This is a genomic window from Mesorhizobium sp. M0244, assembly GCF_040321795.1.
GTDB lineage: Bacteria > Pseudomonadota > Alphaproteobacteria > Rhizobiales > Rhizobiaceae > Mesorhizobium.
This window is the reverse complement of sequence record NZ_JAMYSE010000002.1, coordinates 226141-251510: the sequence shown is the minus strand read 5'-3', so window position 1 is coordinate 251510 and position 25370 is coordinate 226141. Positions and strand designations below refer to the sequence as shown.

Here is a 25370-nt window from a genome sequence, read left to right as displayed (position 1 = left end):
ACTCAGACAAACGCGATGGGCCCGGAGGGACGTCGTCTCTTCAACAAAACAGTTAGCGGGTGGTTCGCCCAGCCATATCCTTCGTATGTTCTCTCGTATTCGTGCCGAACCTCATGAGAGCTCCGAATGAGCAAGCGAAGCCTAACAATGCCGAGTAGCGCTCGCGTGCAATGGCCCCCCGCCTCCTGGTTCTCCTTCCAAGGCACCTTGCTCTGCTTGCAAAGGGCCCGAAAGTGTAACCCATCTAGTCGTTCGCATGCGAGGTTGTCGTCCCCGCCACGCCATCGGCACATAGGCCTTCCGGCGACGTTTGGATCGGCGGTTCCGATCAGCGTAATCCAACTGTCATTGGTCAGCCGATCGCCTTTGATGCCGGAATCGATGCCTCTGCAATGACGGATTTCGCGCTCCCGCTCTAGATTCCGCACCAAGATCGATCAAGGTACAAGGCACTAGACCGAGGATCGCATCCAGTTACTGATCCGGATTAACCCGAAGGTCTAAGCGGCGGTGCGAGAGTCGGTTGTCACTTGCAGTGGGCGTTTCATCGCCCTCCTTCGCCACCGTGCGCAGATCGTCTTCGGCGGAATAGTAGTGAAAGTCGATGCCACCGAAGATAAGTCCGGTCTGGATACGCCTCGTAACCGCCGTCCTCGAATTGCCGGATTCGCTCTTCATATTCGATGCCATTGCAGTTGAAGGCGAGGTGCTGGATTCCGTCGCCCTGACGCTCGAGGAAGTCGGCGTAGATCGATTGCCCTCTGACCGGCTCAATGACCTCCCAATTCATGTTCGGGCTGTTGGCCAGACAGAGCTTGATCGCGAAATCGGCGAGGCGGCCCCGATAGGTTCCCTCCAAGTTGGAGCCGTCCACCGTCCAGGCACGACCTACGGCTGGGAAGCGATCAAGGGAGTGCAAATGTTTTTCCGATAGGGAAGCGAAATTCCAGAGTTCACTTGCGAGCCAACAGGAATATGTTCCCCTGCACCCGTTGGCGGCGATCCCCTCAAAAACGGAGAGCCAACATGGCCGGCAGACGCAAGAGGCCTGGGAAATCACCCATACGTCCGCATTCCTTGAGGATATGGAGCAGATTCACCGGCTCATTTTGGAGCATAAGAACGGCCTTCGGGGTGGGTCAGCCTCATTACAACGCGCTAACGCAGATGCATGAGGATCTTGTCCTCGTAATCGAAGTGGTGACAGGCGAAGGGCTGCCGTGGGCTAGATGGGGGACCACCGGCCCGTCAATCTTCCACCCCGGTTTGATTTGCTCTTCCATTAGCTTGGGCGCATATTTAGTCAGCCGGTTCTCCGCCAGAGGCCGGTTAGGCCCGGCGGGCAGATGGTCACCCCCAAAAGCAGCCGGGCCGCCCATTCTGCATTTTACGAAGCTTCGCCTGCGTGCCGCCTATCCAATCAATTGGAAATCATCATGGCCGCCGCTGCCGCCATGATGGCGGTCGTAAGCCAGCCAATTACTAGCATCGCACGCGGCACCGTAGATGTGCCCATGACATCCTTACGCGCCGTCATCAACATCATCAGTGCCATGACCGGCACGGCAACCAGACCGTTGACCACTGCGCTCCAGTACAGGGCCCTAATTGGATTGATAGGCGTGAAATTCAGGCACGCGCCAGTCAGGGTGGCCATAGCAATTGTGGCGTAGAACGCCTTGGCCGCAAACGGCTTTCGATCCAGCCCGACAGGCCACTTGCGCGCTTCGCCGAGCGCATAGGCGGCCGAACCGGCCAAGACCGGGATAGCGAGCAATCCCGTGCCGATCACCCCGAGCGCAAAGATCGTGAACGCGAAGGAGCCGGCCACCGGCCGAAGGGCTTCCGCCGCCTGGCTGGTCGATTGGATGTCAGTGAGCCCCTTGGCATGTAAAGTAGCGCCGGCCGTAATCATAATTGCCAAGGCGACTATGTTGGAAAACGCCATGCCCCCATAGGTGTCGAGCCGGATCCGCTCGATAGCATTTTCGGCCTGTTCGGGAGCCTGTTTCCGGGGTTTGCGCCGAATCCTGGCCTTCTCATCCTCGACCTCTTGCGACGCCTGCCAAAGAACAAGTAAGGGCTGATGGTGGTGCCGAAAATCGCGACTACGGCAGTCCAAAACCGCGCATCGGCGGAGAATTTCGGAATGACGAGCCCTCGGGCCACATCGCCCCAGGGCACTTCGACGACAAGCACGGTGCCGAAGTACGCGAATAACGAGAGCGTCATCCACTTCAGGACTGACACGTATCGGCTGTACGCCATAAATATCTGGACTACGACGGAGACCGCGCCAAACAGCACGACGTAGAGCAGTAAGGGGCCGCCCACCATAAGTCGCAGGGCATCGGACATGGCGCCGAGGTCAGCGCCGACGTTGATCGTGTTGGCGATGAATAGCAGGAAGACAACCGCTTGCAGCAGCCAATTCGGATAATAAACCCGCATGTTGCCGGCGATGCCGCGCCCGGTGGTGCGGCCGATGCGGGCACTGATTTCCTGGACTACCGACATCAATGGATAGCTGAACAGCATCGTCCAGGTGAGCCCGAACCCAAACTGTGCACCTGCCTGTGAATACGTGGCGATGCCACTCGGATCGTCATCGGACGCTCCGGTAATCAACCCCGGGCCAAGCACGCGGAGCAGTCTTGGCTTCGATGGACCGACAACCGGCTTCGCTGTCTTTTCGTTCAAGGGAACACCACCCGCCAGCCCAAAACGTCCCAAACCTCAGACCTTCAACTCGCAAATGAGGGAAAAGCTCCACCGCTACATCCGACCATAATACCACTTGCAGAAAACCGGACCCGAGCCGGCGCATAAGCAGAGCTTCGCCGGCTGCCCGTCGCCCTTCTTGTAGAGCCGCGCCTGCGGGTCGCTCGTGCTCTGGTGTGTGTCGTTGGAGCGCTTCTCCTTATGAAAGCCGCGCTCGGCGTTGCGACCCGCTCCATCCGGGTCGTTGTCGTCCCCGTCCTTGCGGCGGAAGCTCTTGATCGAAGCCCAGGCTTCGAGCAGCGTCCCGTCCACCGAGAAGTGATCCGATGACAAAAGCCGCTTCAGCCTTGGCTGCGCCAGCACCGCGAAGAAACTTTGCCGCGATCTCACCTTCCAACAGCCGATCCCGGTTCTTGGTGAAGCTCGAATGATCCCAGGCCGGCTCGTCAACGCCAAGCCCACGAACCAGCGGAACAGGAGATCGAACTCCATTCGTTCCATCAATTGACGTTCCGAGCGAATGCCGTGAAAGGCCTGCAACAGCATCGCACGCAGCAACCGTTCCGGCACGATCGACGGGCGGCCGAGCCCGGGCGGATAAAGCACCGCAAAACCGCCGTCCATTTCCACAAGAGCCGCGTTCACGATCTCCCGTATCGCCCGCAGCGGATGGTCCCTTAGCCCCTCGATCTGACAATTTCGAGTAGGCGAGCCTCGTTGGCTGCAACCTTTTGAAAGACGGCCAACACGCGAAACGCGAGATGCTCGGCATCCGAGGATGAGGGGTCGACATGTTGATCGCTGCAGACCTGATCGAATACACGTTGGCAAACAGCCAGATCGCACGGGTATAAAGCGGGTTTGAAGCGGTGCGTCATTCCAACTCCTTCAGAAGGCCTCTTTGGACTGGTCTTTGACCAACATCGTTCACGCCTCAATTAACTGCGAAAATCTTGCCCCGGCGGTTGGGTAGACGCAACCCGGTCGGACGGCTACTAATTTGTCGATCTGCGCGCACCGGGCATACCCCAGGCGCCCAGCTTGGTGCGACGCTTGATCGCCCGCCATCGCCCGCCGCGCCGCGCGCTAAGCGGTTTTCATTTTCGCTCGCGTAGCGCTTTGGCAGCCCCAAGGGTTCGCCCGCCACACACAAGAGGGCGTGGCGGGCGAACCCAATCCAGCGCAGGAAGGGACTTAGCTGCGCAGATGGCGGGTGAAACTGTAGGGGTTATCCTCAACATCCAATTCGAATGTCAGCTCACGTTCATTCCGATTGCCAGGACCGTGATGGATCCTGCGAAAACCGGTGCAAGTAGCCAGCGGGCTTGGTGAACACTCTTTTCCATGTGCTTCTCCCGTAACCTTGCAGCGGGCAACGGGTACGGCCAGTCGCGGTTCCTGGCGACGCCATGTCCCGGCCCATTGCGCACACCAATCAGACTTAGGCCCCTGCCAAGCGGGGACCAAAGCCCCAGCAAGGAACGTTTGTGGCAATCTCTGGTTTGGGTGTGGTTGGCGCGGGCTGATGCTGTCCGGCGCACAGATACGACGGAGATAGCTATGGGAATGCATCTTTGCTCTGCAGCCGCAGGATTTCTGCTGCTGGCAGGTGTCGGCGCCGCTGCAGCGCAAGACGTGGTCATCGAACCGCAACAGGAGACGGTCATCCGGGGGTATGTGAAAAAGCAGCCGCTCGCATCGGTGAAAGTCCTTGGGGTGGAGCTCAATATCGGCTCAACCCTGCCCGACACGGTCGAGCTGCACGAAGTCCCCAATGTCAAATACCGCTACGTCGTCATCGACAACCGGACCGTTCTTGTTGACCCAGGCACTCGCAAGATCGTCAAAGTCATCGAATGACGTGAAGCGAGGGAGGGAAGCCCCGCACCTTGAACGAGCAGCGGGGCTTCGCAGAGCATCCTTCATAGTGGCTGGTTAGTGCTGGTGGGAATCTGTTGGTTGAGTAAGATGGCCAGCGCTGTGATGACCGAGCCATCACGAACGGCTTTGCAATCAAAAATGCTGCCTGGCACCGCCTCGGCATGCCAGTCCAGAGCGCCATCCCCGCTCAGGTAGATAATCGGCGTTGTCGGAACGGCCCTCCTGATGTGACGCGCGATCTCCCACCCGTTGGTACCCGTGCCAAGTCTGATGTCTGTCACGAGGGCATTGATCCGCGACGGGATCAGGGTCGAATTCAGTCAGCGCCTTGGTTGCATCGGTAACGGCGACGACGTCAAAGCCGGCTTCAACAAGCGCGCCCTTTACGTCCAAGAGGATCATCGCCTCGTCCTCGACGAGCAATACAACACTGGTTGCCACGAACGCTATCCTCCAACACCCAAACCCTCCTATACGTGCGACGGGCCATGTTAGTTCCGAGCCATGCGCTCGCCGTCAAAGAACTGTTCCGGCATCATTTGCTGGGCGATGCGCACCAGGTCACTGAGCGCCGAGCGGATTTGCGGCCAGGGGAATTCGGAGCATTCCTCCCAGGCTTCGCCCTCGCGCAAAACGGCATCGAGCTTGCCCGCCACACCGGCGAGCGTCGTGGCGGGGGTGGTTGAGAACGCTTCCAGCAGATGCTCCGCTCGGTCGCCTGCCTCGCGCTCGGCCCTGAGTGCTGCGGTGTAGCCGGTCTCCCCTGCAGCCGAGTCCCAGTGCGCCTGGTGCGCCGCTAGATCAGCCTCGGCCTTCTCGCGGAGAGCCGCCATATCCGGCCCGTTGCCGAGCACCTCATTGAGCGCCTCGATCGAGTGGACCGTCACGTCCTCGCCTGCAGACAGGCGGACGGTCGCACAAGGAAAGCCGACGCTCTCAACCAGCCTCGTCTCCAGGCGCTGCTGCCTGCGGCAAAGCCGCTCGGTCTGTTTGTGGGCTCTCTCCCATTCGCGCCAGAGCACCAGCGCTGGGTCGGGAGACGTATTCGTTGCGCCTGCGTTGCCGGCAAGTGCTCGGTCCTCAATCCCCAAAGCGGTGAACGTGATCATACCTCCGGCAAGCACTTGCCTGCGGGTGACGGAAGGCAGAGTCGTGGTATTGTCGGAATCACCCATGATCCGAGCTCCTCAGAAGCTTGGGTTGTGGTCGGTTGGGTGGGGATGTGCGGACATCCTGTCCAGCCACTCGTCATGCGCCAAAGCAGCGTTGGGAACTAAGAGCACCAATGCCTGCTGCGGCCAATTCCGTCCCGCGGCGCTGGCTGATACCCGCGCTGCGAGATGAGGAATTGATAGGAAAAATATCAATTAGGCACACCGGATGTCAATAGAAAAACTATCAAAACTTCGGCAAACGGTTAGTACGCGCCAAATCAAAGCGGCACGCGCGTTGCTCGGGTGGTCGCAGGCGGACCTGGCACGCTACTCTTCAGTGTCTGAGCCAACCATAGCTCGTCTGGAGGCCGAAGACGGTCCGCTCCGGGGGCGCCCTGGAACCGCGGCGAAAATTCTCAAGGCGTTGACCGATGCGGGAACAGAATTCATGCTCGAGAACGGTAGCGGACCTGGAGTGAGACTTGTCAGAGGTCGCCAAAGGCCTGAGTGACCCGCGTTCGCACCTATCGATCCACATGCGGTCAGACACAGTTCATCGCGCGAGGCCTGAACTAGTGCCCTCATCTCATTTTGCATCGTTGTCTCGACCGACCTTCACATCCCAACCCCCAGTCCGCGTTTTCTGCCGAAGCTCCACTCGATGCCGCCGCTACTTTGCACGACGCCGGTGATGTGCTGGCCGATGCGCTTCTTGAGCATGGGCTGCCAGGGCACGAGCCGGAAACCGATGCCATCGTCCAGCATGGCGAAGCGCCCGCTGGCAAGACTGACCGGGCCGAGGAGCGTGCCGCTGACATGGTTGCCGGGCTGTACGGGCGCGAAGGTGAGGCCGCGCGCAGCGGCCATTTCTTTGCCGACGCTCGCGACCTCCTGGCGCTCCAGCGTGGCAACAAGGTCGCGCGAGAAGGTGATGGTCCGGCTCGTCGGGTCGCGTTCGGCATGACCCATCCTGACCAGTTGGGCAGCGCGTTTGTCGAGAGCGTTGTCGACGTCGACGCCGAAGCCTGACCGGAACAGCGGCGCCGGGATTTTGGCCGTAAGCTCCCGGTCGAGCCAGGTGGCACCGTCGCTGCCGATCTGCGCGTCGAGATCGAGCGTCGAAAGCACGCGGATGGAGAAGTCCTTGCCGGGGTTGCGCGCATCGTAGGCGATGCCGCGCTCGGGCAAGTTTTCCGGAATGCGCCAGTGGTCTTCGTCGATGCGTTCGACGTGGCCGGCCCGTCGCAGCGCTTCGAGGCGGCGAACATGGAAACGGACGAAGGCGTCCGGGTCCTTGCCCTGCTTCAAAAATGTCTCACGGATCGCCTCCAGGTGTTTGCTCGGGCGATAGATGCCATCCTCGCCCGCCACGACACTGATGTTGCGGTCGGCCGCACTTGGCTGCTGCTTCGGCAGGATCGGATCGAGCGCCACGATATGGCCGCGCTGAACGTCGTCGAGCTTTGCCGCATCCGCGGTCTCGACATAGTGGGTGCGCCCGTCCACGCCATCGATGACGAGCGACAGCTTGTCGCTCATCTCATCACCCGCAAGACCCTTGGCGAGCACACGGCCGACGACCGGTTCGGTGATGGTCCGCCGGTGCATGACATATTGCGACGCGCCTCGCTCCTGGGCGAGACCGTGCTCCTCCAGCGCCCGGTGCATGGTCTTGATGATGTCGTTGCGCTCGCCGAGCGCCCGCAGCGTGCTTTCGGCTCTCTCGGAGACGATCCATCGGCCGGGTTCGATCTCGCTCGTCAGGCCGAAGTGTTCCAGTCTCTTCGCGCGATCGATCAGCAGATAGCGGTTGCTGGCAATGGTGTAGCTGTCGCTGGCATTGGGACGGAGGTCGACGAGATCGTGCTCATGCTGTTCGTCAATCAGCATGCGGTCGAGCCTGGTCAGCCGTTCGGAGTCCACCTCGTTGGCCAGCTTGCGGGCGACCTCGATCTCGCTTTGCAGCCCGAGTTCCCGTTCGACCAGCTCGGTTGCCCGATGGCGGATGCCATGGGCGATATAGTCGCCGGCGATGTTCAGGATCTTGCCGTCATCGGTGATGCCGCGCACCAGGATGTGGGTGTGCGGATGGCCGGTGTTGTGGTGGTCGACGGCGATCCAGTCGAGGCGCGTGTTAAGGTCGGTTTCCATCTGCCGCATGAGATCGCGCGTGAATGAGCGCAGGTCTTCCATCCCGGCGGCATCCTCCGGCGCGACGATGAAGCGGAACTGATGCCGGTCGCCGCGCCCGCGCTCGACGAAGGCCTTGCCGTCGGCCTCGTCGTCGAAGGCCGAGTACACCTTGCCCTTCTCGCCGTCCCTGGTCACACCGTCGCGCTGGAGATAGCGCAGATGCGCATCGACCGCCTTGCTCGTTGTAACGAACTTTTGGCCGCGCCCGCTCGCCTTCCCTCGTCCCGGCAGCTTGACGACGCGCGCCTTCACTACGACGCGGCGCGAGCGGAAGCGGACGCCGTTGCCGTCCTGCCGCCACCCGCCGCCGTCCTTTGGCAACCCTGCAGCGACCTTGCCGCCGCGGCCGCGGGCATTGAAGCGGCCACTCCCCTTCCCGGCGCTGCTGCTTGTCCCGATGCGATTGGGGTTGCCGCCTTGCCTGCGGATGGCAATCTCGACCTGGCGCACGAAGGGCAGCGTGCGCGAATTGAGCGGCACACTGCTGCGTCGCGTCCGGCCGGTGCGAACCTGGAATCTGTCGCTGTCACCATCTGCCATGACGACAGCATCGGGAGTCGGATTTCCCGCTTCAAGATAGTCGGAGCGCTGAGCGTGCTATGGAGCGCAAAGACTTGCTGCGGCGTAAAACGGCGGATCGCACATCGCAACGGCACCGCATCTTTGCTTTTCAGATCAACAGGATGGCAGACCAACCGGCACTCTTCGCACCTCGCGTGGTGCCGCCTGGCATTCGCATGCGTCCGAAAAAACAATGTGCAGACAAACACTTACGAGCAAAGCGAGTGCGAGCGCCAGCTCGCTTTATCTTGCCATCCCTCTTCGTCCTCGCTCACGGCCAACCCACCGCCGCAATATCAGCGACGGAGCAGGTCGGAATGCGATTGACCAGGAATGCTGAGATCATTGTGGAGTCGTGGCGGAGGTCTGCACAAACGGACCACGCATAGCGGGGTTCGGAACTGATGCGCCTTCACTGTGCGAGCCGTCCGGTTGCGGTACGAGCGCCGTAAGATCGGTGACCACTTTGTCCACCGGTGCTCGCACGCTGGGTGAACGGATCGACGTGAAGACGGTATCTACGGGAACATTAGTCTCGCGCTCACCCTGCGGAGCCGAGCTATTCCGTGTGTTCACGACCTGCGCGAAAATCGCCGCTTCGAGTGCGCTCGCCCCGCCCGCTCCTTGACGTGCGCGCATCGGAATGGGAACCGAACCGTTGATCAGCGGCACCAGTTTCCTTACGTAGTCGATCGTCTCGCGCGGCAGCGGTCGGCCGGTAGCAAGATGCTCTTCGTATCGCCCAGGACCGGCATTGTAAGCAGCGAGGAAGCCGTTGCGGCCGAAGCGGTCGAGCATCTCGCGCAGATACGCTGCACCTGCAAAAATGTTGTCTCGCGGCTGATAAGGATCGTCACCGAGGCGGTACCTGGTGCGCAGTTCTTCCCATGTCGCCGGCATGATCTGCATCAAGCCCATTGCGCCTTTGTTCGACACCGCATGAACATCACCAACGCTCTCGACATGCATCACAGCGCGCAGTAGCCGCTCGGAAATGGTAAAGCGTTTAGCAGCCTCCCGGATATACGCCGACCAGGGATCAGAGGACGAAATGATGCTGCCGGAATGCGCCGGCCGCTCACCATGCGCGGAAGACTCTGCACAGACAGACGCTGGGAGGGCGAGCATGACGCTTGCAGTCAGTGCTGCAATGCCTCGGCAGATAAAAGCACAAGCACCACGATCCCGACGCGCCTGCAGCCTGCCACCGTGCTCGCTCCCGTCAAGGGCAAGGCTTCGCCGGCCGAACACGCTTGCCACAAACTCCGGCGTGGTGAACGTCCTGAGCGATTGGCAAGCGTCCAGCCGCCCTTGACCTTCGCTGCGCGCGGCGGCCGCCTGACGGGCGATCGGGTCGAAGGGTTTGACCGGCGCCCAATCGATCAAAGGGTTTGACTCAGAAAGTTCGCTGAGGCGCAATCGGAGCATCCGATCAGCCCCGTTCGTCGCGCTTCGACTGCCGGCTCCAGTGCATTGCCCAGATACTTTTCTCGGCATCAGACTGGAACAGATTGGCGCGGATCGCCCGAGTGAAGGACGGATCATCGATGGAGACCGAGAGATAGTTGCCAGCCTTCTCGCCGGTGCGATCCCATGCCGCGCCGATCTCCATGCCTTCGCAGAAGACGCGATGGTCTGGCGCGTTTTCGGCGTCCGATTTCTCGGAAGGCAGGATGGCAAGCTTCGCGTCGAGCGTCAGCGTCGAGATGTTGCCGAAGAAGCCGTCATCGTTGCGGGTGAAGGTGCCGATCTGGGCCATTGTGTTGCTCCTTTCATGAGCGTTCGTGAGAGTTGGTGGGAGGTGTCACCGCTCGCCAGGGACCGGTTTGTCGGCATCCGGCGCCGAAGAAGTGCGGTCGTTGGTCCAGATCGGGACTGCGCGGCCGATGATCGACCTGAGCGGAAGTGGCCCGAAATACCTGCCGTCGAAACTGTCAGCCGCGTCCCAGTTCATGAGGAAAACTTCGTCATCAGCAATGATGCGGCAGCCCTGCCAGCCGGGCAGCGGCCGGCCACGACTGTCACGATCGAGCGCACGTCCAAAGGCCACGCCATAGACGATGATGGAGCCGCCTCGCCGGCACACCATCGTGCCTCCGAGTGCCAATACATGCTTCAGCAGCGGCACGCCGTTCGGCAGGTATTCGCGTTGAGCAAGCAAATCCGCCAGCGGTTTGGGCGTCACGACGACGGCGATGTCAGCAACGCCGATCCGGTCGACCGGCTCGACGCGGTAGAGCCCGAGCGGGACGCTCGCTGACGCGTTCCAGATCAACTTCGGTCGATGGTCGATCCATGCCGGCGCGGCGACGAGGACCGCGCCGCCGAACATCGCGACGATGATCGTTGCGCGCGTGCTCATGACTCAACTCGGCGGCGGAGAAGCCATGCCTCATGGCGCTGGCGGGTGTAGGGCCTGGGCGTCTCGCGCGCGGCGAGCCGGCTGTGGGCATGCCGCCAGTAATCCGGCGACACATCAATGGGATCGATGCCGATCGTTTCGATAGCGTCGATGATCTTCAGCACCTTCTCGACGTTCGGCCATCCGATAGCTGCAAGCAGGATGTCGGCGCCAGGCCGCACATAGGCGACAGTCGAGAAGCGCTTGTCGGTGGCAACAGCGCGTAGGATATCGATGCGGGAAGCGACAGTGCCGAAGTCGTTCGCGGTCCAGCGAACGAAGGCGAAGATGCTGCCGGGTGTGAAGGAGACGACACGACGACTGCGGTCGATAGTCCTGTTCGAAGCAACCTTACCGAACCGAATATAGTTCTCGATCCGCTTCTTCAGCCACACCAGTTCGACATAGGTAAGATTGCTCATACTGGCCCCGAGGACCGGAGGTCAGCAGTCAGCATGGCGACACGAGGATCAAAGAAGACAGCTGTGCTTCGGGAAGAAAAACGGGCGTCGATCGTTCTCGGTTTGGCCGAAAGATCATGGCTCCGCTGTCGTCCACATTCTCCTCGCGGATGAGCGCTTTCCGTTAGAAAGAATCCGAAGGATTCACAGTTAGAAACGTTAGAGGAGCGGGTTCGGCAATCGCTGCAATGACTTAAGCCCGATTCCGGTTCCTGATAGCACGGGAATCCGGTTCCCGATGGCACGGGAGTTGCGGTTCCTGATAGCACGGGCCTGTCCACAGTCATTTCACAGCCCTGGTGGTGCGGCCACGTGGCGCGCACGGCGTTGCGCTGGCGCTCGCGAATGGATCGACCGGGTTGGTTTGGAAGTTCAGGCGTGACCGACCGTCGGAATCGACGGAGAGTGCCAGCCGGTAGCCCGGCAGTGGCTGGCGACGGACGATCTCGCGCAGGTCGAAGGTAAAGCGCTTGAAGGGCGACAGGCTGCCGGACTTCACGTGGAGATGGCGGAGGTCAAAGCTCCAACCATAGGTCTGGCGGCCACCGTGCTTGCGAACGAGACGGTAAAGCCAGCGCTCCAGGCCGCCCGTTAGCCCGAAATATTGGCGGTCGATGGTGAGAATAAGTGCATCGTCGATGACGCCGGCATAGAACCAGTCCGGCAGGATGAGCTCGATGCCGAGTGGGCGCCCGCTGCCGTCCATCCGCTCTTTCCATTCGTTGATCCAGGAGAAGCGATGCCGCCGCCGTTCCGAAGACTGGCGGATGGATGTGGCGACGGTCGTCGATTGCAGGCGGTCGAGCGCGGCTTTCAGCCTGTCGTAGGAGTGAGCGGAGTCGCCACGCTCGATGAACGCAAGGATCTCATACGGCGTGGCCGCCATCAGACGCGACGTGCGAAGGCCTTTGTCACGTGCATCGACAATCTGACTGGCTGCCCAGATCAGGATGTCGGCGTCCCAGATCGTCGCCATGCCATGTTCGATCGTCGCCTCGACGCGGATCGAAACCTCGCCCATGCGAAAGTCGATCGGTGTCACGCGGCGGGATTTGGCCAGCGAGAAGAACGGCCATGACATGAGATCCTGCGCGTCGCGTGGCGTGATGACACTGGCGCGCGCGTGAAACAGATCAAGCTGCCCCTGATTGGTCGAGCGAAGCTGCATCTTCCTTGCCCTGCAGAATCAGGAGACGCGATCGCGCCGGCCGGCATAGGCCGGCGCGCGGGCGGCATGCGGCTTGGCAGGCGGAACAAAGGTCGCGTTGGCATCGCTGGTGGAGGTGCGTGCGCCAAGCTCAATCCAGGCGTGCAGATCGTCGATGTCATAGAGGACGCGACCACCGACCTTGCGGTATTTTGGTCCGGTGCCGTACGTCCGGTGCTTTTCCAGCGTGCGAGCGCAAAGGCCGACGATTGGTGCCGCCTCCTTGGTTCGCAGGTATTTTTGGGGCGCGTCCGCGGGACCCTTCGACATTGCTCGATCTCCGTTCGGTTTTGCTGTCGTCCTGGCCTGCCGGGACGCGCGAAACGGACGATGGTCGAATTGAGGAAAAGCGAGGGAGGGCAAACATCGGGGGATGTGTTTTCGCTACCCCAGCGAAGAAGGCGTCAGCCATCGGATCTTCGGCCGCGGCTGTGTGGATAGAAGAGAAGGTCGCGGTAGCAGCCGGCTACAAGACGATCCGCCCTTCGCAGGATCGCCCGAACCTTGTGCCGGAGATGATGATCGCGCCAGTCTCGAGCTGCGATCGACTCTCGTGACAAAAGCACCTCCGCAATCTCGCGGTAGGTGGCCCCTGCGCGACGGGCGTCATGAGCCCGCAGGTTGAGAGTGTGCCTCGTCTTCGCTTGCTTCGGCAGCGCACCGTAGGCCGAGCCTGATGGTCGGCCGTTCAGCGCCCGCCAGAACCGGCGCGCTGCGTCGAGCCGTGTCTCGAATGCCGCATCGAGTGGCAGGACGATGGCGTTAAATTCGGTCGCGCCGCTGCGGATGTCAGTGACGAGACTATTTGTTCCGGTCGATGCCGACCAAAGAATATGAAGCTCGTCTGCTTTCCAAACGGCGGCGCTGCTGACTCTGGAAAGTTGGACAGTCTGATGCGAAGGGCTGACTGACGATCGGATTTGTGTGGCTCGCAGCACGCGCGGCGAGGCCTGTTCCGTCCAGACGATGTTCTCAGCTAACGGAAGCCCGTCACCGGTGACTGCGAAATCGCGCGCCCCAACGAGTGATGAAGTCGGGCGGACCAATAGGTTCTACGGAACCTGGGAGATGTGACGAAAGCTGACCGCACTCGGCGACGAAGTCGTCGTTCCTTACCAAATACTCGGCAGCGAATTCTGCAGGCATATAGCCTTGCATGTGCGCGTAGGCTGCCGGATCGGTCCAATCACCTCGCAATGCGCCAAGTCCTCTCCCGATGCCCGCACCAGGCCGTAGCCGGTGCAGTCAGCATCCAGGGCGATGCGAACGTTGGGTAGTTGGAGAGTCGGCAAACCGCTGTGCTGATTCAGCAAAGCGTGGTGAATGACAGGCTGCGGTCAGTGGGGCGCACCGCCTGCTAGGAGATATCGATAGCCGTTCGTCGTCATCCAGCGGGCCCGGGCAAGATGGGTCTCCCACGACCTAAACGCCCGCCCTGGCTCCTTCTCGGGATCGATGTGTAGGACGATCTTGGCGACCTCACGCCAATCCGCATCTTCGGCCGCGGCGTCGAGCAGGCGGATATAGGTGAGCAGCCGCTCCTCATCATAGCCGGTCAGGATCGGGGGATCCGGCGCAACGTCGGCGACATCGGGATCGAGGAGTGGTTTAAGCACGGCACACCAAAAGTCGTGGAAGCACAAGTGGCTGCATTCACCAGATAACCGGATTTTCTGGTTATCTGGATTTCCATTTAATTGATCTGTCGGTTTCGTCAAGGACCGGCAGCGAATGCAAAAGACACTTCGGTCGCCAAGACATTTGCGACTCATCCAATTGATCGTGGACAAGCGCAAAGCTTCAGGCTTGAGCCAAGCCGACCTGGCAAAAGCAATCGATCGATACCAATCAGTAGTCGCAGCCATAGAGTCGGGAGGACGGCGCTTGGACGTGATCGAGTTCCTCGATCTCGCTGAAACGATAGGATTCGATCCCCATGACATTCTCGATGAGGTGACAACAGTTCCGAGTATGCCCGCCAGAAAGCGTTAGCAGTCGATCTGCTCAAGGGCGAAATCAGACCTCTGCAATCCAAAACGACTCTCTTGTTGCCGTGCTCAATCGGCAGCAGTCGCATCGCGAGCCGGGCAGAGCCCGGCGAGCGGCCGCCGTGTTCAAAAACGGCAGCACGCGCCGAGCCCCGCTGATCTGGTCGCTAGATATTCTTATGCTATGACGGTCTCGTTGATACGGCGGACCTGATAGGCCGCGCGGCGAGACGTTCGCTGCGCGGCCTATCGTATGCTCATGCCGCCCGTTCCAATAAGGCCTTCGCCCTGCTTTCTAGCTCCAGTCGGCTATCCTGATGCGCCTTGGTGCGGGCATGCGCGGTCATGCCCTGTACGAAATCGAAGATGCTCTCGGGAGGGCGGACTTCCTCCTGCAAAACCGCCTCGATGATCCTGCCTGTTTCGCCCTTGGAGAAACCGCGCTTGCGCAGGAAGTTTTCGCGGTCTTCGTCGCTACGGGCGACGATCCTCTCACGCGCGGCCTTGATCCCGGCGATAAACGGTGCCGGCGAGGAATTGGCGAAACTCATAAGGGCGGGCGATGCCTCGTGAGAAAAACGCTGTGCGGCAAACTTCGAATGCCGGATGCTGATTTCCTCGAAGCCTTCCACCCCCCACAGATTGCGGTTCATGCAGACGGCGCGGAGATAGAAACTCGCAATGCCCAGAGTCTTCGAACCGACTTCCGAATTCCAGCAGTAGAAGCCACGGAAATACAAATCCGGTTCGCCATTCGGAAGGCGTCCGGCTTCGATCGGGTGTGTGTCATCCACCAGAAACAGGAAGACGTCGCGGTCGCTGGCGTAAAGTGTGGTTGTGTCCTTGGTGATGTTCACAAATGGATTGTGCGTCATCGTCGCCCAATCGAGAACACCCGGCACCTTCCACATAGTGTCACCAGTGCCGTTGCCCGCGATCTTCATGACCGCAGCGACAAGTTCGTGATCCCAGATGCGGCCATAGTCCGGGCCAGTCACCGCGCGAAGTTCAACGCGCCCCTCTTCCGTCTCAAGGGTTTTCATCAACTCCGCCAGATGGCTGAAAAGGCCATGCTGCAAATTGATGCCTGCCAGAGGCGCAGGAAGCTGGCGCATATAGGTTGCCGGTGCGCTGACAAGGCTGCAAAGCTGACCGAAGCTCCAATGCGTGGGCGCAATCGGCTGCTCCTGTCCCGGGACGATAAGTGAAAGCCGCTCTGCATTGTCGCGGGTGGCTTCCACGCGTACGGCGCGGCTCTCGACGGTGCGGGCAGTTGCTCGGTCCGCTCTCTGTTTCACGGCATCATATAGCTCGGTAAGGCTCAGATAGCGCTCGTCATCGGGACGTGAAAACCATTCCGAAGAAACTCGTCCGATCCGCTCGCCGCGCGAGATATCCACGCGAAAGTCGCTGGAAATCGCCTGCTGCTGGGTGTTGCTCTCGCTGTTCATGATGGGGGTCAAGTTCATTGTGCTCACTCCTTTTTCCGTTGATGCCGAAGGCATGTCTCCCGGCATGCCTTCCGGGGGCGCGTGAGCGCGCGGGAGTGATGGGGGCCAATGCCGGCGCGCGGAGCCGGGTTGCACGGTCGAGCGGAGCGGATGGAAATTGATCGCGACAATTACTGCAGTTGGCCGCTTTGCGAGCCCGCGGCCCTGCTCTGCACAGGCGGCATTGGCGGGGAAGCGAGGGGAAAGTCTCCTCGCTTCCCAACGGATCGACAAGACTATTCGCAATCGATCAGAACGATGAAAGCGAAGCTTACTCTTATAATGTTGGAACGAGATGTGGATTTTACACAGAAAATCACTATTTGTCGTCGACGGCATGGGGAATCAAACTCGTTAGTTCCGTCCGATACAATAAGAGGAAAACTGTATGACCGCTGCTCCCGAACAACTCAGCCAGTCGGATACCGTGTCGATAGCCGCCGACATTGTCGCCGCCTATGTGTCGAACAATCCACTGCCGGTCGGCGAATTGCCGAAACTGATCGGCGATATCCATGCCGCTCTGCAAGGGCTCGGCACGTCTGTGACGGAACCTGTGGCTAAGCAGGAACCGGCAGTATCGGTGAGGAAGTCGGTGACGCCAGACTTCATCATCTGCCTGGAGGACGGGAAGAAGTTCAAATCGCTAAAGCGCCATATCGGAGTTCATTACAATCTGAGCCCCGACGATTATCGCCAGAAATGGAACCTGCCATCCGACTATCCGATGGTGGCGCCGAACTACGCGGCCACCCGCTCGGCCCTGGCGAAATCAATAGGGCTCGGGCGCAAGCCGGCTGCGCCCACTCCTGCCGCAGCGGAAAAACCAAAACGGGCTGCTCGTGCGGCAGCAGCGACGACGACTGCGGCAGCCATCAAGTCGCCGTTGAAGAAGACGCGCAAGGCACCGGCCAAGGGCTAGCGCGCTGCACCTGGCGGACGTGCCAAGCTGTGTAGGACCTGAAAATGGTAAAGCCCCGCCTTGCGGCGGGGCTTCGTGTTAAGTCGGATCACTCTGCGGAGCGGCGGGACCAGATGAGCGAGAAGTCGCCCTCGGTGTCGGTCTCGACCAGGCTCGCATAGATCGGAGCGGGGAAGCTGGGATCGTCGAGCTTGACGGAGTGGTAGTCACGGCCCTCGCGCGAGGTCTTCTTCCATGCCGCCCCGAACTCGACCTTATGCGGAGCACCGCATAACACCGATTATGCTGAGCGTGGGATTATGTGGAGCATTGGCCTGTGAGGCTTGGTTTTCCGCCTGTTCTGGCGGTTTCCGCTCCGCATAATGCCGAGGGTGGAAGCCGGGCGCCCCGCTGTGGAGCGGAGCGCCCTTGGCCGGTCTACGCCTCCCTCGTCCAGGGCGACAAGGGCGAGCACAAGCTCATCTGGTCGCGATGACCGGCCAAGGGCGTCCCGCTCCACAGCGGGGCGCCACTATTCGATCATATAGCCCAGCGCGCGATAACCCGCGCGACGCTTCGCAGCCATCCTGGCCAGAACGGGGACAGTGTTATCGACATAGTCGACGACCAAGACATCTCTTTTGCCATCATGCTGACGATGCAGACGGCCGACATACTGCGCCAACGTACCCTTCCAGGCGATCGGCATCGTCAGGAACAGCGTGTCGAGCCGGGCGTCATCGAAGCCTTCGCCGATATAGCGGCCTGTCGCCAGTATCAGGCGCTCCTGATCATCGGATACGCGCAATGCCGCGTTGGCCGTCTTTCGATCGCCCGCAGACATGCCGCCGCGCAGCACCACGAGATTTTTCACGAATGGCGAGAACCGCTGCTGAAGATAGTCGAGATGGTCTTTCCGCTCGGTCAGCACCACTGGTGAACGCTTCGCCTCAAGCGATTTCAGCACATCATCGAAGATCAGATCATTCCGACCACTGTCTTGCGCAAGGGCCGCGTAAATTGCGGGCATCGATGGACGTTCGGCCGACGCCAAACATGGCGGCAATTCAAATTTCGTCGAACGATCGCGCACACGGTGGCGGATGCCACGTTCGGCGGCTTGAACTCTTGCGTCGACCGGATGGCGAACAGGGCCGCATTGCATGAAGATGATGGGATGATGCCCGTCCTTTCGGGCAACGGTCGCGGACAGACCCACGACATACCGCGCTTTCGACCGTCGAGCGACGAGCTCGAAGCTTGCCGCGGATAGGTGATGGCATTCATCGACAATCAGGTGACCGTAATCGGCAACGATATCTGCGACTTCCCCATGGCGTACCAGGCTCTGGATGAGCGCCACATCGATGACACCAGTCGGCTTTCTTTTCCCGCCTCCGATAGTTCCGATCTGTTTCGGGTCTATGTTCAAAAAGGAACTCAGGCGCTCCACCCATTGAGTGAGCAGTTCCCGACGATGAACGAGAACCAGGGTGTTCCGGCCACGATGCGCAATCAGGGCTGCGGCGACAACCGTCTTGCCGAAAGCCGTTGTGGCGGCAAGCACACCGTTGTCGTGGGCGACAAGGGCATCGAAAGCCTTCGATTGCGGTCGCCGCAGTTCGCCTTGGAAGCAAAGGTCCGCAGGCAACGCCATGCCGATTTCGCGATGATCGTCCAAATTGGCAACGGCGCCGTGGCTTTTGACGAGATCGATCGCCTCGTCGAGGCAGCCTCGGGGCAAAGCGACATGCTGCGCATAAAGCTCGGCACATGACACGACCCGAGGCTTGCCAAAAGTCGGCAAGCGCATCGCCTGCGCGCGATAAAATTCCGGGTTCTGGAAAGCCGCCAGACGAATGAACTGCGTGGTCAAGGCCGGCGGAAGCTCCGCTCTGTCAATGTAAACCTGGTCGGCGACAACGATGCTGATGCTTTGCGGGATCGCAGCGTCTATGCGTCGTGGTTCGCTACGACGTGACGGTGACATCTTCCACGGCTCGTCGGCATGTTCGTCATCAACCGGCATGCGAACGCCCAAGACCCTACCTGACAGTTCAGCCTCGTCGGCAATCCTGAAGACCGCGTCAGCCGATAATCTCGGCAGAGACGACAGGTATGCCCATTGGTCATCGTAGGGCTGCAAGTCTTTGTCTAGAAAAACGCTGTTGCCGATCTCACGGGCTTTCCTTTGCAGGGGAAGCGCGATCAGATTGCCAAAGCCGCCGAGCGGCATCGTATCCTGATTGGGAAAGAAGCGATCATAGGATGCAAAGCCGATCTCGGGGCGTTTCTCCATTGTCTCCGTGATCAGGGCAGCCCCTAACTGCCGAGCGATCTTGGCCGGAACGGGCTCAGCGAAGAATACCCAAACATGCCCGCCATTCCCCGATCGCGATCGCTCCAAGGCGGCGCCAATTCCTTTTGCATGACAGATGTCCAGCAATGCCCTCGTGTCATCGGCCCAGCTTTCCTTGTCGAAGTCGGCCGCGAGGAACCAGCATGTCTCATCTTGCAGCAACGGATATACCCCGGCGACAAAGTCCCCCGAACGGGCGTCGCCGCCGCGCAAATGTTTCTCGATGATATCCTCGGAAGGCGAGATGAAAGCCTGATGCGGGCATTCTGCGCATTTCACCTTCGGCTTGCCGCAGATCCCCTTCGCCCACTCATTGGAACATGCAGGAGAATATCCAGAGCGGCCTGCTTTCCTGTTTTCCCATCGAACGGGAAAAACATCGGGACGCCCGGCGAACAGACGGCGGAACAACTCGATTTTCTCGATCGACGGCGAGTTGTTAGTAACAGGGGCATCGGCAAAAGTGGGGCGTTCGACGGCAAGCCGAGCGGATATCAGCTTTTGCTCAAGCGTTTCCAATTCGCGCTTAAGCGCAATGCGCTCTGCATCCAGATCAGCTAACCGCAGCTGAATGCGCGCGATTTCCTCCGAAGCATCATCCTTGTCCGCCAAAGTCGTATCCTACGCCCCAACGCTCATGTCACGGGCCAACATAGATCAAAGACGGCTTCGGCTTAAGACGCGCAATGCGCGACCTGCAGCGGGTTTGTAAGTGGGATTTTGCGGAGCAGATTCCGCCGCGACTATAGGGAAACCGGCGTTCAACGACCGACACTTCGCATAATCCCGCTCTACGCATAATCGGTGGCGCCGGCGAAGATGCGGAAGTCGGGACCCTTTTCATTTTCGCCATCGGCCGGAGAGAACGTTACCGTCTTGACGTTGAGGTTGAGGGTCTTGACCGAGCCGGAGAAGCCGTTCGCAGTGCGGGAGAAAGTGCCGATCGTAGCCATTGTGGTGGTTCCTTCTGTCTTTCGGGCCGCGCCCATCGCGGCCTCGATGGTGGTCGTGAGATCGGAGACGATCGGTCCGCACCCCGGAGGGCTGCAACGAAGTGGAAGGCGGCGACGCGAGGCTTTCTTGGATCGCGAGGAATGGACGCGCAGCGGCCAGGGGAAGAAAACGCAGCGACGTCGTTGCGGGAAGACGGTCGAGACTGAGTGAAGCGAAGGCGGTCTTCGGTCAGACCCAATCCATTCGAGGACGCCGTGGGCATGGCTTAGAACGAACCACGAGAGGGAACGCCACGGTGGCTAAGATCAGTCACGGCCGTTGTCGCTTGCGCCGCTGCGCCTCTCTATTTCGGTCAAAGACGCTTCCTCGCGCGCCATGGCGCTGTTGGTCCTACTCCACCGGTGACGAAGAGACGTCCGATTTCCCTAAGCTTTGGGCTGAATCGTCATCGCGTTCGGGGCGGGTACGAAGGCGACCAATTGCTTGCTGAGGGCAGCGGCTTCCAAGCCGCCGCCAAATGCCGTGATGATTTCCTGTCTCACGTCGATTCGATGCAAGTCTCGTTCGAGATCGAAGGCGAGGATAGCCGCGTCACACCTGATCCTCCACCGCATGGCAGAATGATCCCCGCTGCGTCACGCCCCCGCAAGGTGAGGCATTGCTGGGAAAGGGTCGCCTCCACGCCGGGCGTCTGATGGCGAGGTGATGCGCAGCGTGACTTTCGCCATAAGAGTGGAAATTCCCGGTCGGAGTGTTGGTTTGCGCCAGAGTTCCTTGACGCGATGACACTGTGGAATTGCCTGTGCCATAAGGCCAATCGTTGAACTAACTCAGAAGGGATGGAAACGATGGCTGTAAACACGATCGATATTGCCGAACGCCTTGCAGACGCGCACGGCCTGTCGAAAACCCAAGCGAAATCCGTGGTCGAGGATGTGTTGAAGGGCATTGCGGAAGCCGCCGCCAAGGGCGAGGAAATCAGCTTCAATGGCTTCGGCAAGTTCAAGGTACAGAACAAACCAGCACGAGATGGCCGCAATCCGTCGACTGGCGCCACGATCAAGATCGCCGCATCTAAGAAGATCGTCTTCCAGCCGGCAAAGGCTCTCAAGGACTCGGTGAACGGCTGATCATTTAATGACGATACATCTCGTCTGATGGTAACGCGCTGTCCATTTGGGCGATGGTGTCTCATGCAAAGATCATCAGCTTCTCATTGCTGCCGTTCTTAGGTCGAGATCCCTGGCCGCACCAATGGCGCGGCCGGAAAATTCTCCAACAGAAAGCTGGCCGGAGCCGCGCGGCGGCTCCGGCCGTCGCGCTTATTCGGCGGCGATGTTGAAGGGTTTGCCCCCCTCGGCCAGGGCGTTACTGTCGGCGAGCGCAGCGTTCGTCGTGTCCGGCTCGGGGGCTTCCGGCTCCGGTTCAGCAACGTCCGCCGATCTGGCATCCGCACCTTCCTCGTCTTGCCGCTCAGCGAACACCGCAGGTTCTGGGGTCCGCAAGACTGCAGGCAGCCATCCAGTTCCGGCGAGCAACTGCTCGGCGGCTTCCGCCATTGGCTGCTTTTTCAGGTCCGACAGCCTCTCTGCCGCCTCTTCGCTGGCAGCTTCGCGCACGGCGCCGAGGATATGAGCCTTGGTGATGCGCCCGAGATACGTCCGAACGGTCGGCGTCCAATGTGCCGTCATGTCGAGGTTAATCGCTGTCGCCAACCTGTCCGCATTCTCGTGGGCGCGAGGCTTGCGCTCCCAAGGCTGCTTCACCGCATTGACGGTGAGCGAGGCGCAATGGGCGAACAACGCCATGACGCTGGCATGATCGAGCGAGGCGATGAAGTCCCACAGGTCAGCCACATCGTGAGGCATGTCCGCAGCCCATCCGGCATGTCGATCCGCCAGTGCCTTGCCTGCCGCCGTATCCTCGATGCCGTCCGCGTGACCGGCGAGATAGACGCTGGTTGGCCGGATTTCGAGGCAGTGGGCTTCGACACCCTGATAGAAGGTCTGCGCGGCAAGCGTATGGGTCACCGCGACAAGGGCGATGTCCGGCTGATCGCCAAGTGTAAGCCGAAGCCCAAGCGTCCGATGAGCGGTCAAGTCCCGAATGAGAAGATCAGACAATGGCTTGCCGTCGTCCTCCGCTTCTTCATTGTTATCACCATCGGGCTCCGAACTGATGCCGACTTCAATGATTTCGCCATCGTCGTTGACGGTGTATTCCTCGCCGTCTTGCAGTGTTGCCGCTTCCTGTTCCGGCAACTCATCCTCGGCGCGGATGAAGCCACGTTCGATGCGCGCCGTTCCGTCATGGGAAAGCACGACGAACACGCCGCCACGCGAAACGACATCAGGATCGTAGGCGTGGCGCAGAGCGTCGATGCGCTCGATCTCGGCTTCAAGCTTGCCGAAACGCTGATCGACATCGTTCGGCAGTTCCTCCGCGCTATTCCATTCCTCCGTAAGCCGGTTGAACTCGTCGGATGCCGTTGTGTAGGCAGCTTTGTCTTCCTCCGACAAATCCACCGGTTGCGGGTAAGTGCGGCGCAAGCCGCTTGCGTGGGGGAAGTCGATATGGACATCCGCCCATTTCCAGCCCTCGGCCTGCCTGACGGTTTCGGCGATGCTTTGCAGCTTCTCGATGACCAGCCGGTCGAGCAGAGCGGCATCCTCGTAGAAGCCGCCGCGATCCTCGGTGAACAGGTCGCGCAGGATGGCGCCACCGGCTTCCATGTAGGCCTCGGCGCCGATGAAGGCGGCGCGGCGGTCCGTCGCCACGACATGCGTCCGCGTCAACTCGCGGCGGATGATGTAGGGCTCGCGATTGTAGGTGAGATTGTCGAAGACCTGCTCCTGCCGGGCGTGATCGTCGGTGATGGCAAAGTCAAATGATCGAGGGTCAGTTCGCCGTCGCGGTAGACCTGCATCAGCCTGGGGCTGACCGCGCCAAGTCGCAGGCGCTGCCGCACGACATGCGCGGTGATGCCGAAACGGGCTGCGATTTCCTCCGCACCCCATCCGCGTTCCTCGTGAAGCTCACGAAAGGCCTCGAACTGATCTGCGGGGTGCATATCCTCGCGGGTGATGTTCTCGTCGAGGCTGATCTCATGAGCGTCGTTCACGGTGTCGACGACGCAGCGGACCGGTTCGGTCTTCTTGATCTGCTTGCGCTTTACGCGAAGCAATTGCGCTAGCCTGCGGCCTTCGCCGATGCTGACAAAATAGAAGCCGGTTTCCGCGCCCTCCCCGTCAAGCTCCGGCTCCACCACTAGGTTTTGCAGGATGCCCTTGGTGGCGATGCTGGCCGCATAGGCTTCGATGATCGCCTCGCTGTGCGGGGTCTTGCGCGCATTGCGGGGCGACTTTTTCAGCTTGTTCAATGGAATGAAAACCTCCGTGCCACTCTCGCTGGCAGCTGCGGTCTTCGCACTCGCTTCAATGGTCGTCATAGTTCTGGTCCTTTCCCGTTACATGCCGAAGGCATGCCCCTCGGCATGCCTTCCGGGGGCGCGTGAGCGCGCGGCAGAGAGGGGGGCGCATGCCGGCGAGCGGAGCCGGGCTGCGCGCCGAGCGAGGCGGATGGGATGACGTCAGCCGATGAGGATCATTCTCCGCCTTGCGAGCGGGCTGCCCCGCTCTGCGCAGGTGGCATTCGCGGGGGAGAGATGGCTAAGACCATCTCTCCTTTGGTTAGACCTGAAAATTCCGCATCGGGCCGATCGACGCCTAGCCGATGTCGTTTGATGTGTGCGTGCTGGTTGAAAAGGCTGGGCACAACACGGTCTGCTCCGCGCTGAGCCACGGCCTTCTTGACCAATAGGCTCGGCAACTGCCGGCTAAGGGAGCCGAGTCGACCTGTCGAGCGCGAGAAGACGTTCTCGACGTAAACCGATGCCTTCGCCGAATAGGACACGCACGACAGGTGCAATAACTGCAGTGATCCACACCAAAGATTCATTAGGGCTGCATTTATTGGGCCTCCCGATTGCAAATGACGTCAGTTTGCCGTAGCTATTGAACTGACACCGGGCCGGAGACTGTAGCTTGTGGGAACAGGTGACGGAACCACAAGATGCAGTTTCGACAAAGGCTAAAAATGCGTAGGCGGGCTTTTTGAGGCGCAGTTATCGATGACTCCGGCAGCAGTTGCGCGAACCCTACAACACTCGATCCCGAAGCCGGTTGCAGCTGTTTTCACTATTTGCACGCACCGAAAGAAGGCGCGCCCCCCTTTCGCGGCAACACCAGTTTCGTTGCCAATTGGACCGCAACACGCCATCCAAGCTGCTTGGATAGAGAAGCTACGGGCCTTACGACTCGATCGTCCCGCAGGCGGACTCTATTCTGGTCGAGGGTTTGGTCTCGCGACCCAGGCAGCAGAGATCTCCGGGGCGAGACTTTACATCCTTTCTGCCGGCTTGGGGCTTGTGGCCGCTGACCGGCCAGTCCCCCTCTATGGGCTCACCGTCTCTAGCGGACATACGGAGTCCGTCGTTGCCAGGGTCTCAGGTGAGTTCGACGTCGGCGCTTGGTTTTCAAGCCTGATGTCGGGTCCGCATTCGGATGGATGGATCGATGCGTTCGGTCAAGGTTCAGGGCGGGTCCTGATGGCGCTGACCCGTCCCTATGCCGAGATGGTAGGCAAAAGCCTCAGTGAATTGGAGCCTCAAGCTTTGGCGCGATTGAGAATTTTCGGTGCGTCTCTTGCCCCAGCCTTGCCTGCTGCACTCCGCCCATCGCTTACCCCCTACGATGATCGCCTGGACGCGATACTGCCAGGTACCCGCGCCGACTTTTCTCAACGAGCCTTGCTCCACTTTGTTCAGATGGCGGCGATCAACCGCGGTTCATATGACCGGGATGCCGACTACGCAGCCATTGAGGCGGCCATGGGCGCGGTTACGCCCCCCGAACGCCCGCGCCGGCCTCGCCGCAATGACGCGGAGATCCTCCAGCTAATTTTGTCACGGCTGCATACGCAATCGGGTATTGCACGGATTCTCCGCGCGCTTCGGGATGAAGAAGGGGTCGCGTGCGAGCAATCGCGGTTCAGTCGGCTATACCGGACGGCGATGGCGCATAGGGAAACAGCGTGACCCG

The 25370-nt window shown here is 60.4% G+C and carries 22 protein-coding genes and 4 pseudogenes; 6 read left to right on the top strand and 20 right to left on the bottom strand.

The genetic code is table 11. From position 1 onward, the window contains the following. Positions 1-544: 544 nt before the first annotated feature. The 3 genes and pseudogenes from NKJ08_RS03515 to NKJ08_RS03505 all read right to left on the bottom strand — a co-directional run bounded on the left by NKJ08_RS03515 (position 545) and on the right by NKJ08_RS03505 (position 3567). Complete coding sequence (locus NKJ08_RS03515) at positions 545-874, bottom strand: VOC family protein (protein WP_352781311.1); 330 nt, start codon at positions 872-874, stop codon at positions 545-547. A 546-nt stretch (positions 875-1420) separates the two neighbouring features. Continuing rightward, positions 1421-2700: pseudogene (locus tag NKJ08_RS03510) on the bottom strand (NRAMP family divalent metal transporter). Positions 2701-2775: 75 nt separating this feature from the next. Beyond that, positions 2776-3567, bottom strand: coding sequence for a transposase (locus NKJ08_RS03505; RefSeq protein WP_502906300.1), 792 nt, complete (start codon positions 3565-3567; stop codon positions 2776-2778). A gap of 714 nt (positions 3568-4281) precedes the next feature. On the opposite strand from NKJ08_RS03505, the gene NKJ08_RS03500 reads away from it, so the two are divergent. Beyond that, positions 4282-4581: a DUF1236 domain-containing protein gene (locus tag NKJ08_RS03500; RefSeq protein WP_352781299.1), complete on the top strand. Its 300-nt coding sequence runs from the start codon at positions 4282-4284 to the stop codon at positions 4579-4581. 153 nt (positions 4582-4734) lie between these two features. Here the strand turns inward: NKJ08_RS03500 and NKJ08_RS03495 are convergent, their stop codons facing one another. Together NKJ08_RS03495 and NKJ08_RS03490 are read right to left on the bottom strand one after the other, a co-directional pair. Next, on the bottom strand, positions 4735-5043 hold the full coding sequence (locus tag NKJ08_RS03495; RefSeq protein WP_352781298.1) for a hypothetical protein: 309 nt from the start codon (positions 5041-5043) through the stop codon (positions 4735-4737). Between the two features lie 50 nt (positions 5044-5093). Next, positions 5094-5777 (bottom strand): hypothetical protein, encoded by a 684-nt coding sequence (locus NKJ08_RS03490; RefSeq protein ID WP_352781296.1) that lies wholly within the window; start codon positions 5775-5777, stop codon positions 5094-5096. Between the two features lie 205 nt (positions 5778-5982). Here NKJ08_RS03490 and NKJ08_RS03485 point away from each other — a divergent pair, with 205 nt between their 5' ends. Next, on the top strand, positions 5983-6267 hold the full coding sequence (locus NKJ08_RS03485) for a helix-turn-helix transcriptional regulator (RefSeq protein WP_352781294.1): 285 nt from the start codon (positions 5983-5985) through the stop codon (positions 6265-6267). A 104-nt stretch (positions 6268-6371) separates the two neighbouring features. Here the strand turns inward: NKJ08_RS03485 and NKJ08_RS03480 are convergent, their stop codons facing one another. The 10 genes from NKJ08_RS03480 to NKJ08_RS03435 all read right to left on the bottom strand — a co-directional run bounded on the left by NKJ08_RS03480 (position 6372) and on the right by NKJ08_RS03435 (position 14195). Beyond that, positions 6372-8489 carry a DUF3363 domain-containing protein gene (locus tag NKJ08_RS03480; RefSeq protein ID WP_352781292.1) on the bottom strand — a complete coding sequence of 706 codons (2118 nt, stop codon included), beginning with the start codon at positions 8487-8489 and terminating at the stop codon, positions 6372-6374. A gap of 363 nt (positions 8490-8852) precedes the next feature. Continuing rightward, positions 8853-9938: a lytic transglycosylase domain-containing protein gene (locus NKJ08_RS03475; RefSeq protein ID WP_502906299.1), complete on the bottom strand. Its 1086-nt coding sequence runs from the start codon at positions 9936-9938 to the stop codon at positions 8853-8855. Between the two features lie 4 nt (positions 9939-9942). Further along, positions 9943-10269 carry a DUF736 domain-containing protein gene (locus tag NKJ08_RS03470; protein ID WP_352781288.1) on the bottom strand — a complete coding sequence of 109 codons (327 nt, stop codon included), beginning with the start codon at positions 10267-10269 and terminating at the stop codon, positions 9943-9945. 45 nt (positions 10270-10314) lie between these two features. Beyond that, complete coding sequence (locus NKJ08_RS03465) at positions 10315-10872, bottom strand: S26 family signal peptidase (RefSeq protein WP_352781286.1); 558 nt, start codon at positions 10870-10872, stop codon at positions 10315-10317. After that, the gene (locus NKJ08_RS03460; RefSeq protein ID WP_352781284.1) at positions 10869-11333 is read right to left on the bottom strand and encodes a DUF2840 domain-containing protein; all 465 of its coding nucleotides are present in this window, start codon (positions 11331-11333) and stop codon (positions 10869-10871) included. Before NKJ08_RS03460 ends, NKJ08_RS03465 begins: the two co-directional genes overlap by 4 nt. Positions 11334-11655: 322 nt before the next feature. Then, a complete protein-coding gene (locus tag NKJ08_RS03455) occupies positions 11656-12540 on the bottom strand; it encodes a replication initiator protein A (protein ID WP_352781282.1) in 885 nt (294 codons plus the stop codon). An 18-nt stretch (positions 12541-12558) separates the two neighbouring features. Continuing rightward, a complete protein-coding gene (locus tag NKJ08_RS03450) occupies positions 12559-12849 on the bottom strand; it encodes a helix-turn-helix transcriptional regulator (protein ID WP_064994699.1) in 291 nt (96 codons plus the stop codon). Positions 12850-12983: 134 nt separating this feature from the next. Next, positions 12984-13517: a DUF2285 domain-containing protein gene (locus tag NKJ08_RS03445; protein ID WP_352781280.1), complete on the bottom strand. Its 534-nt coding sequence runs from the start codon at positions 13515-13517 to the stop codon at positions 12984-12986. A gap of 52 nt (positions 13518-13569) precedes the next feature. Beyond that, entirely contained in the window at positions 13570-13776 is a 207-nt protein-coding gene (locus NKJ08_RS03440; RefSeq protein ID WP_352781278.1) for a transcriptional regulator domain-containing protein, read from the bottom strand. A 140-nt stretch (positions 13777-13916) separates the two neighbouring features. Next, the gene (locus tag NKJ08_RS03435) at positions 13917-14195 is read right to left on the bottom strand and encodes a DNA -binding domain-containing protein (RefSeq protein ID WP_352781277.1); all 279 of its coding nucleotides are present in this window, start codon (positions 14193-14195) and stop codon (positions 13917-13919) included. A 115-nt stretch (positions 14196-14310) separates the two neighbouring features. Between NKJ08_RS03435 and NKJ08_RS03430 the strand changes: the two genes are divergently transcribed. Further along, positions 14311-14571, top strand: a complete 261-nt coding sequence (locus NKJ08_RS03430) for a helix-turn-helix domain-containing protein (protein WP_352781275.1) — start codon at positions 14311-14313, stop codon at positions 14569-14571. Between the two features lie 253 nt (positions 14572-14824). Here the strand turns inward: NKJ08_RS03430 and NKJ08_RS03425 are convergent, their stop codons facing one another. Further along, a complete protein-coding gene (locus NKJ08_RS03425) occupies positions 14825-16036 on the bottom strand; it encodes a DUF932 domain-containing protein (protein WP_502906298.1) in 1212 nt (403 codons plus the stop codon). A gap of 409 nt (positions 16037-16445) precedes the next feature. Between NKJ08_RS03425 and NKJ08_RS03420 the strand changes: the two genes are divergently transcribed. Then, the gene (locus NKJ08_RS03420) at positions 16446-16979 is read left to right on the top strand and encodes a Ros/MucR family transcriptional regulator (protein WP_352781273.1); all 534 of its coding nucleotides are present in this window, start codon (positions 16446-16448) and stop codon (positions 16977-16979) included. A gap of 88 nt (positions 16980-17067) precedes the next feature. Here NKJ08_RS03420 and NKJ08_RS03415 read toward each other — a convergent pair. The 3 genes and pseudogenes from NKJ08_RS03415 to NKJ08_RS03405 all read right to left on the bottom strand — a co-directional run. Beyond that, positions 17068-17232, bottom strand: a pseudogene (locus NKJ08_RS03415) (DUF736 domain-containing protein); the annotation flags it as partial. 258 nt (positions 17233-17490) lie between these two features. Further along, positions 17491-19929, bottom strand: coding sequence for a TOTE conflict system archaeo-eukaryotic primase domain-containing protein (locus tag NKJ08_RS03410; RefSeq protein ID WP_352781271.1), 2439 nt, complete (start codon positions 19927-19929; stop codon positions 17491-17493). A gap of 185 nt (positions 19930-20114) precedes the next feature. After that, positions 20115-20270 (bottom strand): annotated as a pseudogene (locus tag NKJ08_RS03405) (DUF736 family protein); the annotation flags it as partial. 849 nt (positions 20271-21119) lie between these two features. On the opposite strand from NKJ08_RS03405, the gene NKJ08_RS03400 reads away from it, so the two are divergent. Further along, positions 21120-21401, top strand: coding sequence for an HU family DNA-binding protein (locus tag NKJ08_RS03400; protein WP_352781270.1), 282 nt, complete (start codon positions 21120-21122; stop codon positions 21399-21401). A 192-nt stretch (positions 21402-21593) separates the two neighbouring features. Here the strand turns inward: NKJ08_RS03400 and NKJ08_RS03395 are convergent. Further along, a pseudogene (locus tag NKJ08_RS03395) lies at positions 21594-23719 on the bottom strand (ParB/RepB/Spo0J family partition protein). Positions 23720-24877: 1158 nt separating this feature from the next. On the opposite strand from NKJ08_RS03395, the gene NKJ08_RS03390 reads away from it, so the two are divergent. Beyond that, positions 24878-25366 carry a hypothetical protein gene (locus tag NKJ08_RS03390; RefSeq protein ID WP_352781268.1) on the top strand — a complete coding sequence of 163 codons (489 nt, stop codon included), beginning with the start codon at positions 24878-24880 and terminating at the stop codon, positions 25364-25366. The last annotated feature ends 4 nt before the right edge of the window (positions 25367-25370 follow it).

Coding starts and splice junctions, on each gene's coding strand:
- NKJ08_RS03500 (WP_352781299.1), top strand. CDS start 4,282: ATGGGAATGCATCTTTGCTCTGCAGCCGCAGGATTTCTGCTGCTGGCA.
- NKJ08_RS03490 (WP_352781296.1), bottom strand. CDS start 5,777: ATGGGTGATTCCGACAATACCACGACTCTGCCTTCCGTCACCCGCAGG.
- NKJ08_RS03485 (WP_352781294.1), top strand. CDS start 5,983: ATGTCAATAGAAAAACTATCAAAACTTCGGCAAACGGTTAGTACGCGC.
- NKJ08_RS03480 (WP_352781292.1), bottom strand. CDS start 8,489: ATGGCAGATGGTGACAGCGACAGATTCCAGGTTCGCACCGGCCGGACG.
- NKJ08_RS03475 (WP_502906299.1), bottom strand. CDS start 9,938: ATGCTCCGATTGCGCCTCAGCGAACTTTCTGAGTCAAACCCTTTGATC.
- NKJ08_RS03470 (WP_352781288.1), bottom strand. CDS start 10,269: ATGGCCCAGATCGGCACCTTCACCCGCAACGATGACGGCTTCTTCGGC.
- NKJ08_RS03465 (WP_352781286.1), bottom strand. CDS start 10,872: ATGAGCACGCGCGCAACGATCATCGTCGCGATGTTCGGCGGCGCGGTC.
- NKJ08_RS03460 (WP_352781284.1), bottom strand. CDS start 11,333: ATGAGCAATCTTACCTATGTCGAACTGGTGTGGCTGAAGAAGCGGATC.
- NKJ08_RS03455 (WP_352781282.1), bottom strand. CDS start 12,540: ATGCAGCTTCGCTCGACCAATCAGGGGCAGCTTGATCTGTTTCACGCG.
- NKJ08_RS03450 (WP_064994699.1), bottom strand. CDS start 12,849: ATGTCGAAGGGTCCCGCGGACGCGCCCCAAAAATACCTGCGAACCAAG.
- NKJ08_RS03430 (WP_352781275.1), top strand. CDS start 14,311: ATGCAAAAGACACTTCGGTCGCCAAGACATTTGCGACTCATCCAATTG.
- NKJ08_RS03425 (WP_502906298.1), bottom strand. CDS start 16,036: ATGAACTTGACCCCCATCATGAACAGCGAGAGCAACACCCAGCAGCAG.
- NKJ08_RS03420 (WP_352781273.1), top strand. CDS start 16,446: ATGACCGCTGCTCCCGAACAACTCAGCCAGTCGGATACCGTGTCGATA.
- NKJ08_RS03400 (WP_352781270.1), top strand. CDS start 21,120: ATGGCTGTAAACACGATCGATATTGCCGAACGCCTTGCAGACGCGCAC.
- NKJ08_RS03390 (WP_352781268.1), top strand. CDS start 24,878: ATGGCGCTGACCCGTCCCTATGCCGAGATGGTAGGCAAAAGCCTCAGT.